This window comes from Ornithinibacillus scapharcae TW25, assembly GCF_000190475.1.
In the GTDB taxonomy this organism is placed as follows: Bacteria; Bacillota; Bacilli; order Bacillales; family Amphibacillaceae; genus Ornithinibacillus; species Ornithinibacillus scapharcae.
The window spans coordinates 30,301-42,803 of sequence record NZ_AEWH01000019.1 but is presented as its reverse complement, the minus strand read 5'-3'; the positions used below and the strand labels follow the sequence as shown (position 1 = coordinate 42,803).

Genomic DNA, 12,503 nt, shown 5'->3' with positions numbered 1-12,503 from the left:
CACCAATCACCCCACATCCAACATATACCTGAAACTAAATGCTATCAACATCCGTATATATACTAAAGGAGTTGCTTTTATGAAAAAACTTGTCGTTATGTGTATTACTTTATTATCTCTAGTCCTTTTTACACAACCAGTGTTTGCGGAAGTTGAGTATGCCATTGAGGATGTTGGAATAGATGCTTTTCTGATGGAAAATGGGGATGTTGCAGTAGAGGAAAGGTTCACCTATGATTTTGAAAGTAAATTTAACGGGATTACCCGTACGATTATTCCAAAAAAGGGTACATCTATTGAAGACTTGGTGGCTAGTGAAGATGGAAAGACACTTAAAGTCAAACAAGAAGATAATGAATATAAAATTTATCGAAGCGGTAAGGAAGAAACAGTGACAATAGAAATACGTTATACCATTGAAAAGGGAGTAGAGGTATATGAAGATGTTGCACAGTTCGCATGGCCGTTTTTCGATAGCAGCAATGAATCGCAATACGAAAACATGACAATTCAAGTACATCCACCTACTAATACAAGTGATGTTACGGCTTATGGATACGATGAAGCGTACGATACAGCAGAAGTGTTGGAGGATGGATCTGTCGTTTTTTCACTAGGTTATGTGGAAGATGAGTCGAATGGCGATATTCAAGTCGTATATGATGCTGCTCTTTTTAGTGCTGCTTCACTAACGAGTGAAAAAATGATGAAAGATACGATTATGACAAAGATTGCTAATAACGAAGCAGAAATAGCTGCGTTTCAAAATCGAAAAGAGTGGTTAGATAGCATTGCCCCTTATCTAATAGGAATCTTTGGATTATATTTTGTTGTCTTGCTTTTCACAAGCATGCATAAAAGGTCAGAACAAAAACATGAGGTTCAGAGACTCTTTAAGGAGAGCTTTACTATACCGAAACTGAAAATGAGCTTACCTGCCACCATCTATTATACTAACCCGTTTACACCGAATGAGCAGTTATTGACCACATCGTTGTTAGAATTAGTTCGAAAAGGTTATGTGCAGTCCAACAACGAGAAAGAATTTCGGTTAGTTAGTCGTGATACAGAGTATGAACACGAGCGTTTATTAATCAAGTTTTTGTTTGATGTTATTGGGGACGGTTCAGTATTTAGATTTGGTGACATAAAAACATTTACAAGAAAAAAATCCAATCATACCGTGTACAACGAGCATGTTCATAAATGGTCAACTGCCATTCAAGAGGAAATAAAATCGTATAATCTCACTAAATCGAAAGCAGGCTTTCGATGGATGGTTGCCTTTTCAGGCTTATTGCTTATTCCATTGAGCATTGTTTTAGGAATTCATGAGTTATTTATGTGGCTATTTTTCTCGATTATTCTAATGTTTTGTTTAATCGGATTCAGTATTTTTCATAATCCAAGAACAATGGAGGGGGCCATCATATGGGAAGAATGGAAACAGTTTAGAAAGAACTTCGATGAGCTTGTATCCAACCGTTCCTTAAGATGGGGGAAAGAGGAGCAAATTATTGCGATTAATTATGCGCATGGTATTGGTGATAAGAAAATGATTGAACAAAATAAGTCACTTTTCTATCAGGATGAATTTGCTGGTGCCTCTTCTCATGCGAGCTCGGATACAACGAACTTTATGATTTTCTTGCTCATTGCCACATCGGCGAATCAACACTTTACTGAAGCGGGTACTGTTGTCGCTGCTACTACCAGTACGTCCACTACGGCAGGGACGGGAACAGGAGTAGGCGGTGGAGGCGGCGGATCAGGCGCGTTTTAGCGGGGGGAGGAAATCTCCTCTACTTACCTATTTTTTAAAAACCTCACTAAGAATGAGACCTTAGTGAGGTTTTTTAATTTGAACATGATGCTATGTAAGATCCAGTTTTAAATTAGTTTTTACTTCAGAAAAAATGAAATGAGTTACCGTTGAAGCAATGGGATTAACCGTATTGATAAATTCTTCGGCTTCTGCAAAATTATTAAACTGAAGTTTCAGTAGAAAACATGCGTTACCAGCAACACGATAACAGAATTCTATATTGGAAAAACGTTGGATCAATTTATTAAACCCCTGATAATCTCCATTTTTTACAGTTGCCTCTACAATGCATTGGATGGGCTGTCCAACCTTTTCATAATTTACCTCTACAGTATATTTCTTAATGACACCAAACGATTCCATTTGTCTTACTCTTTCCGTAACAGAAGGAGAAGAAAGATTCACTCTCCTTCCAAGTTCACTCATAGATAGCCTACTGTTTTCTCTCAATTCATTTAGTATTTTCATATCTAATTCGTCTAATTTCATATTTAAAGTAAATCCTCCAAATAAATTAATTTTGAAAAGAAAAAATGGGTAACTTGTAAAATGAGCAATGTTATTAGCGGATTTATTATTATATCATCAATATACAAGGAGGTTAGGATGATGGCAAGGATTAATCTATCGAATAATGGGGATACTCCATTCCAAAAACTGTTGGGCCATAATCCAGCAGTTATGAAAGAATGGTCATCGTTAAGTAAGGTTTTAGAAGAAGAGGCTTTTTTATCAAGTGACTTAAAAGAACAGGTTAGACGAACGTTAGCTCAGAAAAATGGGTGCGAATATTGTAAGGCGAAAGGAAAACCTGATCCAAATGTGTTTGATGAAAAAACCTCTGTTGCAGTCGGATTTGCCGAAGTTTTTCTAAAACAAAAAGGGAATATACCAGATTCTGTTTTTCATGTATTAGTGGATTGCTTTTCTGAAGAGGAAATAAGTGAGCTAGTTGCGTTTATTTGTTTTACAAGCGCACAACAATATTTTGGTGCGGTAATGAGATTAGAACCAAAATCCTTTATTAGGGAGTGATTGGATGGAATAGTGAATGACAGAAAATATCTGTCATTCACAAAAAAAACAGACTGAAAAAAACTTCCTCTTTATAGAATTGAAATAAATCAAGTTTCTGATCGAAATGTTTTTCCTACTTCCTCTCCTAATCCAAAATAGTGCCTAAAATTATAAATTAAGGGACTCCATCTTGCGGGATTAATGTGATTTTTATGGATGATGATGCTTTCATCTGCATGGAAATGTAATACTTGTGTCTCCACTATGGCAAATAATGAATTGTACTCAGGGACTCGTATATCTTTAACCACTGCTTCGATTTGAATTGGGCACTCCTGTATTCGTGTTGGTAAGACTGTCTTTGAATCTATGGGTGTAAGTCCAGAGGCTTCGTATTTTTCCTTTTTATAAGTAAAGCCAATCTCTTCCTTACCAGTTGGTATGTTCTTGGTACCAGTGTAAGAAGAGATTTTTTCGACATTTTCCCATAATGCTGGACTGGGTAAATTAATGACACATTCCTTATGCCTTTCTAAATTTTCTATTGCTTTTCCGCCAAGCCCTACACCAAGGACAATACAATCACCAAGAGCCCATGAGGAAGACATTGGGCTTATATTCGTGGTTCCGTCTTCATTTAGTGTGTTTAGAAGTAAAGTTGGTGTTCCGTAATACATAATTTTTGGTTTGATTTCTTTGAACGTAATAGATTTATTAATCGTATTCAAGTCAAGTTCCTCCTTTTGAATTCCTTCTTTTTATTGTAAATGGTTAATAGTTCTACTATCATCGAAATATGAATGTAAGGAGGAATAATATGAATCCCGATATTTCTAAAATTGCTGCATTGTTATCTGATTCAACGAGATCTACTATTCTACTAAGTCTGATGGATGGAAGTATCCATCCAGTAACAGAACTCGCTCATATGGCAAAAGTAAAACCACAAACAGCAAGTTTTCATCTACATAAAATGTTAGAAGTAAATCTTGTCCGTGTGGAAAAGCATGGAAGGCATCGCTACTATAAGCTAATTAGTAGTGAGGTAGCGAAAATCATCGAATCCATGTTAGTTATAGCACCAGAACCTACTGTAAATTCATTAAGAGATTCAAGAGAAAAAAGCGCCATTCATTTTGCTAGAACCTGTTACGACCACTTGGCTGGATATATTGGTGTGCAAATTACTAATTCGTTAATCCAAAAAGGAATCATCACAAAGGAGAATCTCAATTTTGAAGTGACACCAAAAGGATTACATTTCTTTGAAAATCTCGGAATCAATGTGGAAGAGCAACAGAAGAAACGTAGAGCATTTGCCCGCTGTTGTTTAGATTGGAGTGAAAGGCAGCATCACCTTGCAGGAGCCTTGGGTAATGCATTACTAGAGAGGATGCTAGAACTTAAATGGATAACACGCATGCCTAAAACACGTGCTATTCAAGTAACGTCAACTGGAAGAACCCAATTAGAAAAGGTATTTGGATGGGACACTGGGACAGGTCCCTTGTCCCAAAAATCTACATAACCTGGGTTAATTAAGTCGACAAACAATGTAATTGTTTTAATTTGATTATCAACTGAAAGATCTTAGTTCAGTTAGTGGGAGAAGTGATGTGAAAATAGATAAGTTAACTTGGAGGTTACCCAAAGTGTCTTAGTTAGTAAAGGCACTTTTTTAATTGAGTATTAAATGGGTTCTTAAATCATAATTTTTTCCTGTTCCGGGAATATTATTCTTTGAAGATTTGAATTGGAGGTTGTCATATGGAACATGCCGATAAGGAATTAAATCCATTTAATGTTATGAAACCACTTAATTTAAGTACTAGGGAACAAGATGAATCTCAACCTTTAACCGTTGTTGAAATGGGTAAATTATGGACGACATTTGTTGGAAATAGTATGTCAAGTCAAATCATATCTTATTTTCTTCAACATTGTGAGGATGTGTATATTAAGAAGATATTAGAAAATGCCTTAGCTTTAACTAAAGATTTTTTGCAACGAGTTGAAGAGTTTTTCAAAAAGGAAAATTTTCCAATACCAAAGGGATTTACTCAAGAGGATATAAATTTTGGAGCCCCACGGTTATACGAAGATGAATTTTATGTACATTATTTAAAATATGTAGCTAAGGGTGGTATGAGTATTTACGCAGTAGCAATCCCGTTAGTTATAAGGGAGGATATTAGAGAGTTTTTCATTTATGCAAATCAATGTACGACTATCCTATTAGGGCAAATTAATAGTGTTTTATATGACAAGAAATTAATTGAAAAGCCTCCAATCATTCCAACACCTGAGAAAAATGATTTTATAAATAATCAAAACTACTTAAACGGTTGGTTTGGAGATGTCAGACCACTACATGCAATGGAGATTGTGCACCTTTACGATAATATTGAAAATAACACAACAAGCAAAGCTTTATTATTAGGATTTTATCAAACCGTTAAAGATGAAAAGATAAAGACTTTGTTTAAACGAGGTTTAGATATGACTGATAAGGCAGTGAAGCAATTTAGTGAAAAGCTTCATATCGAAAACTTACCAACACCGTCATACATAGACCATTTGGTTACAACATCCACCTATCCTCCTTTTTCGGATAAGATAATGTTATATCATAAATTTGACATGTTCTCTTTAAAGTTAAGGTCATTTGGGAATTCACTCGCGGTAAATGGAAGAAGAGATATTGCAGCGTTATACGGAAGAGCTACAGTAAACGTTGGTTTATTTGTCGATGATGCTGCAAATATCTTAATTGATAAAGGATGGTTGGAATCACCACCTAAAGCATTCGAGAGAAGTTAAATTAGGTGGGACAAGGGGAGACAGGTTCCTTGTCCCAAAAAATGAAAGCTCTGTGGAGACTTAACTCACCACAGAGCTTTTATTTTTTACTTCAAGTACTGATTACTTACAAGAATATCCTCTAATTCCTTAGTAGGAATAACAAATTCTGTAACCCCCATATAACCTGGTGCTACTTCATATTCATCAAAAGAAATAACTAGTTGATTGTTTGGATTTATATAAAAGTTTTGATCTCTCTTAATGGTTGTAAACACATCAGTATCAAGAACATCTGGTGACTCAATAAAATACATTTTATTTGGGTCTTCCTTCATTTGTTCCTTCATCTGACTAAGAATGTTATTACTGATTACCTCGACATAGCTATCATCCTTGAATAAACTTGGCAATGTCACTAATAATTGGTTTTCTTTATCAATTGTATCGTATTGAATAGTTACTGCAGAAGAAGCAACAATTTCCTCAACATAGCGTCCAATTGATAAGAGTTGGTCTGTTTCGGTTTTAATCAAAAATCCACTATCTACCTGAAGATGTCCATCTTGACCAAAGGCTTGTTGTGACTCCATTTCACTCATGAATTTATCATAGAGTTCTTGACTTTCTGCTAAATACTTTTCGTTTAAGCTTTCCTCTAATGCTTTGTTTTCTAGTTTATCGATAGCCGGCACTTTAATATCTGCTTGATAGTTTCCTTCCTCAACCCTATACTCTTTGAATACCAATACATTAACAATACTCCCTACCACAGGTATATCCTCTAAAGACTTTGCTAAAGTGGGACTAACATTGAGACTGGTTGTAAAAATAATACCCGCAGCTACAATTCCAGCTACCCAACGTATTCCGTGTTTTTTAGGGCTTCTCTTCTGCAGAGCACTTTCTACAATACTGTCTAGTTCTGATGGAATTGGAATTTCCTTATATTTCTTTTTTAATTGATCTATTTTATTGTTACCCATTATGACTGACCTCCTCAAAATCAATGTCTTCTATATGTTCTCTTAATATTTTTAGAGCTTTGTAGATCCGCGTTTTGACGGTGTTAATATTTAAATCCAATACTTCTGCCACTTCTTCTATTTTTAAATCTTCAAAATATCGAAGTACAATCACGCTGCGGTATTGAAAAGGTAATTGATTTAACGCCTGTTCCAAGTCAATATCTCTATAATGGTCTTTATGGCTAGGAAAATGTAATTGAATTGTTGTATCATCTAAGACTGTAACTTTTTTCCTGCGACGAAGAAAATCCAGCGATGTATGGACTACAATTTTATAAAACCAACTTTTTAGAGCATTACTATCCTTTAAAGTATCAGAAGTAATTGCTTTTTGAATAGAATCTTGAACAATATCAAGCGCATCCTCACGGTTTTGTACATAACTATATGCAAGCCGATAAAAATTTTCTTTGTTTTGCATCACATAATCGGCAATCATTTTATCACGCCTAGGCTTTCTCTTTAACACATTACACCTCTCCTTGTATTTTCTTGCTAGCTAACAGAGTACTCATAATATAGACGTGCCAAGTAGGTGAAAAAGTTTTGGACATGGTGACAGGTCCCTTGTCCCAAAGTCGGAGTAACTTGCTATAAACCGTAAACTTAATATTTGTACTCTCAAAAAAAGATGATCCTTATTAGTACAGGACCATCTTTTCTATTATTAATTATAATGTTATAACCTTGCTCTTGATGACTACAGGAGTTAGATTTTTCGCTTCGTTAATCTACTTTTCGTAAATCCAAATATAGTAACGAGTAAGCTCGCTATTCCCCACGTTTGAAGGAATGAACGATATACTCCATCCCAGATAATCGAGAGAAGTAAAGAAACTATGGAAACTAACAAAAATAGCAAAGTATCATTTTCACTTTGGTTAATAATGATACAAAAAAGATACGATAGTAGAAATATGCCTATCATTAGGCATAACCCAATTAATACTCGCAAGCTACTTCTCCCCTTGAATACACTCTAGAAATTAAATTTTTCATTAATAGATTAATTAGCGAGAAGGATATAAGTGCTAACTTGATACGGATCAGAGAAATTACTTAATTAGGGTATCACTAGAAAACTGCTGTTCAGCTGTCATTTTCCTTGTGGGACAAGGGACCTGTCCCCGTATCCCATTCTAATCTTCCTGAGTTTTTACTACTTTAACTTTTTCATAAGTTTGTAATTCTTTAACCGTGGTTAGGTTAGGGAATGCTTCTATTGGAATTTGATAGTCATAGTAATAATAGTTATCTTTTGCATCCACGGAAATGGTTGCTTTTAGCTGTTTAAGAGAGATGTCTTCTTTTTGAATAAATTCAATCACTTGCCGCAGGGTCTGAAGCGCCTCTTCTCGATCGATATCTTCTGCAACTTGGGCATCTGTCACTACTATTGTTGGTGTTGCAGGTATGGTGGATAGTTTGGGTAGCCCTTGGCTAAAATCGAACTTTTTTTCTATTAATGCTTTCTCATCAAGGTGTACCTTAATGTTTGGGCTGTTCTTCAATTTTGAATAATCCTTTAAGGCTAGTTCTATTTCCTTTTCATACATGGTTTTCAGAAAGTGGTCTACATACGTCCCATCCAAGTCCTTGTCAACAGTAAAGGAATAGGAAGACTTATCTTTTGGATAGGCAGTAATGGTAGTTCCAAGTCCTAAACTATTCACTTCCACCTCTACATCAAATTCAATTTGATATTTTTGCTTTAAATAATCCTCGACTTCTTGTTTGGTTTGTTTCTCCTCTTTATTATCGGATGTACCAACCATAATTTGAAAGTACAACATGCCAATGTATGGACGAGCTAAATATAATACCCCGATAACTAGTAAAATCCCAATCACACTTATGATCACTTTTTTATTCATGTGTAAAATCTCCTTGAAAATAGTACCTTTTTTAAAGTATAACATGCTATGTTTCCAAGAAATAGGATGAAAAGTAGAGTTTAAAGCGGTGAAAAAATATTTTGGGAATATTATGGAAGTAATTCTAGTATGATGTAATACCAGGCGAATACACACGAGATTGAGGGGAGGGTAGATTAACTGTTTATGTCGTAATAAGGTAAGGTGAGTCAGTGGCATCAGGAACTTATCTAATAGTTTTATAATAATTATCTTATCGGCTATTTTAAGAAACAGAAAAAATTAACCAAATGATAATACCTACTTCTTAGATGTTCATCAGGTAGGTTTTTTATTTTGGAGAGGAGTAATGAGATTGATAAAAAGAATATCGTTCATGATGATGATCACTGTCATGTTTGTTTTTTCAATTGCACCATCTACATTTGCTGAAGTGGAAACAACATCAAGTGAAGGAATAAAGATACCAGTTCCAGAGTTTGAAAGAAGCTCCATCGATTATGAGGGAATGATTAAATTTCTCGAGGACCTAGAAGCGAAGAGTGAAGGGGAGCTTGAAGTATTTACGCTTAGTGAGAAAAACTACGAGTATGGAAAGAGCCAACAGGGGCGTGACTTGTACGTGGCGAAGATTGGTAATGGAGAAAAGAAGGTGTGGATTCAAGGAAGAATTCATGGGGATGAGCCTTATGGAACAGAGTCTACTCTAAAGATTATCGAGAACCTGGTTCATGAAGCGGATTACTCCTATAAAAAGCTGAAAGATGAATTAACGATGTACTTCATTCCGATGTATAATCCAGATGGCGCTGAAATGAATACTCGAACAACCCTCGTCATTGATCCCGAAACAGGAGAAGTAGTGTTGAATGAAGATGGTGACCCAATCGCAGTGGATATGAATCGCGACTGGATTGAAGAACGTTTTATAGCTAGTGATTCTATCGCGTTTTACGAGTTTTGGGCGGATATTAAACCGGATTTTGCCATCGATATTCACCATCAAGGTCCGAAAACGATGTACAACTCTGATATTCCGGTGACAATGTCTTTAGGTATTTCCTTGGCACCAGGTGGTCCTACGTTACCCGGAATTAAGAATGGGGAATATGATTTGGTTACTCGTCAGGCATTAGTGCATATTTATGATGCCTTAGCACCATATGATGCTATTCATGTAGACCGGTATTCGGTCGGCGATGGTAAATATGTGATTGATATTAAAGGTGGAGTTGTCTCCGCGATGATGCTTGGCTTAAATTATAAGGGGATGAATCCGGATGGACATAGCAATCCCGCGGTATTTTTGGAGACATCAGGAAACACACGTAATGGGGATATTCCAGAAGATCAGCGTGAGAATTTAATTCTTCAGAATGTCATTGCGTTACATTCTTTCTTATATGGATTTGCTACGAACCAATTTGAAAAAGTAGACGCAGACCGTTGGGATGATATCCCACACTATCCATTTGAAGGTTATCAGACAGACACTGGTATAATCCCAGTCTTTAAAGATGTCCCCAATAAATACTGGGCTAGACAATATATTTACTCTCTAGCTGGCAAAGGTGCAATTAAAGGTTATCCTGATGGTACTTTTGGGCCTGCAGATGAAGTTACAAGGGCACAATTTGCAAAAATTCTTGTCGATGCATTAGGACTTGAAGCAGAGAATGGAAAGACATTTACGGATACAACAAACCATTGGGCAAAAGCAGAAATCGCAGCTGCGGTAGAACATGGAATTGTAACAGGGTATAATGAACAAACTTTTGGGCCGGATGATCAAATCACACGTGAGCAAATGGCGTTAATGATCGTCCGGGCGACAGACCTAGATAAGGTTACGAACGAACTACCGTTTACAGATAAGAATAAAGTTTCCAAATGGGCACTTGAGGCAGTACAAACAGCCTTTGGCCACAATGTGATGAATGGATACCTAGACAACACATTCAACCCAAAAGGAAAAGCAACAAGAGCCGAAGCCGCAAAAGTCATCGTCGAAGCAACCCAATAATTGGGACACGGGGACAGGTCCCTTGTCCTACAATAAAGCTCAACTGGTCATTCCGGTTGAGCTTTATTAGGTGGGAAGCACTCCCCCACTTCACCTAGTAATAAATACTTATTTTTCCTATTTTTGAAACATTTTCATCGGATTAGTTCGTCTTATCATTGAGTAAAATGACTAACAAAAGGAGGAGTAGTTTTGAAAAAGAAAGTAGGTATTGCGACAGTAGTGCTGACGGGGATGACTATAATAAGTACCCCTGTATTTACAAGTGCAGAGAGTGAAACACAAGATGAAAAGGCAGTTCCAATTTTATTGGAGGAAACGGAGGAAAAAGCTGATTTGATTTCGGATAACAGCTCCAATCAGGAAAATGTAAGTGACTATGGCATGGCTCAAGGCGTTATAACCGGCATTGAAAAAGACGGAGATGTTGTAACCTTAATTGTGGAGGATAAGGAAAAATCGCTTGTTACCCACTTTACCTTGAGTGAAGATGTACTAGCTTTTAGCAGTGCTACAACAGATGAAATAGCCCATGATACATTAAAAGAAGACTTACAAGTAGAGGTTTACTTTGACAACACTAAGCCTAGAATTATGATTTATCCAGCTGTGATTGAACCTGAATTGATTATTGTCCATGATGGGGAAGAAAAGGGGCAAGTAAAGGTTGGAAAATTTGATGAGAATTTGTTAAGTCTGGATGGAGAGTTACAATTGAAATTGGCTGAAGATACGAAGTTGGTTAGTGAAAGCAAAAAGACGATTACGAAAGCAGATTTAAAAGATAAGGAATTGCTAGTATTTTACAAGATGGAAACCAAGTCACTACCTGCACAAACAACTCCAACGAAAATTGTAGCACTTGACCCACTACATGATGAGCTAGAAGAATTAGTTGAAAAAGACCACTACATGAAAAACGGAACCAAAATGGTTCCATTACGAAGCATTGCTGAACAGTTAGGAAATGCTGTTACTTGGAGTAAGAAGACAGGGTTAATTACCGTTACAAAGGGAAATCGGAACATTACCTTAGAAATTGGGAATAAGGAATATGGGCTGAATAAAGCTATTCATAAACTGGAACATGCGCCGGAGTTGAAGGATAAGAAGACTTATGTTCCGAGGGAGTTTTTTGATTTGTTGTTGAAATAGAGAGGGTAAACCTCTGAAATGGAGTCTCTGCATAGTTTGCTCTTGCAGAGACTTTTTTAGTGGTTAGGATAGTATAAACTTGTATGCAACATTAAAACTAGCACATTCGTAAAAGAACTAGGGAATGTGAGCATCTGCTTTGAAGTGGTGGGACAAGGAACCTGTCCCCATGTCCAAAGGGAGGTAAAAGTTGTGATGCCTATTTTTTGTCACCTGTTTTCCAGGGGAGAATCTGGGGTGGTGAGAGGTTGCGTGATGAGTTTGGTTAAAGATAAATATGTCCCATTTCTGGATGATGTTTACCGATAAAGGTCTTGCCATTTTGGACATAGCCTGCACCAATCCAGTTCCAACTGTTTTGTAGAGTGCACTCTTGGAATTTCTAGCAGCCCCGTATTTATATTCACCTAAAGCGGCAGCATTTACATCTGTATTAAGTGTTATTGATACAGAGAAGTCTTTCTGAAGCCTACCTAATAAATCGTAGTGCTTCCATTTCGTCTTTGGTGTAATCAAAATATATCCGTACGTACTACTATCTTGATTTAAGCCCACCGGGGTCCAAAGCTCCATAACACCAAGTGCCTCAATCACATGTTTACGAAAAAACTGTATTGCCTGATCTAATGTACTATCGTGGTCTTCTGTAGGGAATGTTGTTTAGCGAAAATATTTCCTGTTTCATCTGCAATCACACAAACAAACTTAGTTCCACCTAGCATCATGGTCATATCCTATTTTACTTGTCAACTTTTCCATTCTAAAATAACATGAGAGAAAAT

General features: G+C 36.5%; 11 protein-coding genes and 1 pseudogene. 6 read left to right on the top strand and 6 right to left on the bottom strand.

The window, feature by feature from the left end; all coding sequences use genetic code 11:
* Positions 1-79: 79 nt before the first annotated feature.
* Entirely contained in the window at positions 80-1,783 is a 1,704-nt protein-coding gene (locus G5W_RS0105040) for a DUF2207 domain-containing protein (protein WP_010094748.1), read from the top strand.
* Positions 1,784-1,873: 90 nt separating this feature from the next.
* Here G5W_RS0105040 and G5W_RS0105035 read toward each other — a convergent pair whose 3' ends face one another.
* The gene (locus G5W_RS0105035; RefSeq protein ID WP_010094747.1) at positions 1,874-2,314 is read right to left on the bottom strand and encodes an Lrp/AsnC family transcriptional regulator; all 441 of its coding nucleotides are present in this window, start codon (positions 2,312-2,314) and stop codon (positions 1,874-1,876) included.
* 120 nt (positions 2,315-2,434) lie between these two features.
* Between G5W_RS0105035 and G5W_RS0105030 the strand changes: the two genes are divergently transcribed.
* Positions 2,435-2,860 carry a carboxymuconolactone decarboxylase family protein gene (locus tag G5W_RS0105030; RefSeq protein ID WP_010094746.1) on the top strand — a complete coding sequence of 142 codons (426 nt, stop codon included), beginning with the start codon at positions 2,435-2,437 and terminating at the stop codon, positions 2,858-2,860.
* A gap of 89 nt (positions 2,861-2,949) precedes the next feature.
* Here G5W_RS0105030 and G5W_RS0105025 read toward each other — a convergent pair whose 3' ends face one another.
* A complete protein-coding gene (locus G5W_RS0105025) occupies positions 2,950-3,519 on the bottom strand; it encodes a flavin reductase family protein (RefSeq protein ID WP_050801651.1) in 570 nt (189 codons plus the stop codon).
* 140 nt (positions 3,520-3,659) lie between these two features.
* On the opposite strand from G5W_RS0105025, the gene G5W_RS0105020 reads away from it, so the two are divergent.
* The gene (locus tag G5W_RS0105020; RefSeq protein ID WP_010094744.1) at positions 3,660-4,370 is read left to right on the top strand and encodes an ArsR/SmtB family transcription factor; all 711 of its coding nucleotides are present in this window, start codon (positions 3,660-3,662) and stop codon (positions 4,368-4,370) included.
* Between the two features lie 239 nt (positions 4,371-4,609).
* Positions 4,610-5,662 (top strand): DUF3231 family protein, encoded by a 1,053-nt coding sequence (locus tag G5W_RS0105015; RefSeq protein ID WP_010094743.1) that lies wholly within the window; start codon positions 4,610-4,612, stop codon positions 5,660-5,662.
* Positions 5,663-5,748: 86 nt separating this feature from the next.
* Here G5W_RS0105015 and rsiV read toward each other — a convergent pair whose 3' ends face one another.
* The 3 genes from rsiV to G5W_RS0105000 all read right to left on the bottom strand — a co-directional run bounded on the left by rsiV (position 5,749) and on the right by G5W_RS0105000 (position 8,543).
* The gene (gene rsiV / locus G5W_RS0105010; protein WP_010094741.1) at positions 5,749-6,627 is read right to left on the bottom strand and encodes an anti-sigma-V factor RsiV; all 879 of its coding nucleotides are present in this window, start codon (positions 6,625-6,627) and stop codon (positions 5,749-5,751) included.
* A complete protein-coding gene (locus G5W_RS0105005; protein ID WP_033445575.1) occupies positions 6,620-7,108 on the bottom strand; it encodes an RNA polymerase sigma factor in 489 nt (162 codons plus the stop codon). Before G5W_RS0105005 ends, rsiV begins: the two co-directional genes overlap by 8 nt.
* A gap of 700 nt (positions 7,109-7,808) precedes the next feature.
* Positions 7,809-8,543, bottom strand: a complete 735-nt coding sequence (locus G5W_RS0105000; protein WP_010094737.1) for a hypothetical protein — start codon at positions 8,541-8,543, stop codon at positions 7,809-7,811.
* 355 nt (positions 8,544-8,898) lie between these two features.
* Here G5W_RS0105000 and G5W_RS22675 point away from each other — a divergent pair, with 355 nt between their 5' ends.
* Together G5W_RS22675 and G5W_RS22670 are read left to right on the top strand one after the other, a co-directional pair.
* Entirely contained in the window at positions 8,899-10,566 is a 1,668-nt protein-coding gene (locus tag G5W_RS22675) for an S-layer homology domain-containing protein (protein ID WP_010094735.1), read from the top strand.
* 192 nt (positions 10,567-10,758) lie between these two features.
* Entirely contained in the window at positions 10,759-11,721 is a 963-nt protein-coding gene (locus G5W_RS22670) for a copper amine oxidase N-terminal domain-containing protein (RefSeq protein ID WP_010094733.1), read from the top strand.
* Positions 11,722-11,838: 117 nt separating this feature from the next.
* On the opposite strand, the pseudogene G5W_RS21995 reads toward G5W_RS22670, so the two are convergent.
* Positions 11,839-12,360, bottom strand: a pseudogene (locus G5W_RS21995) (ROK family protein); the annotation flags it as partial.
* Positions 12,361-12,503: the final 143 nt, after the last annotated feature.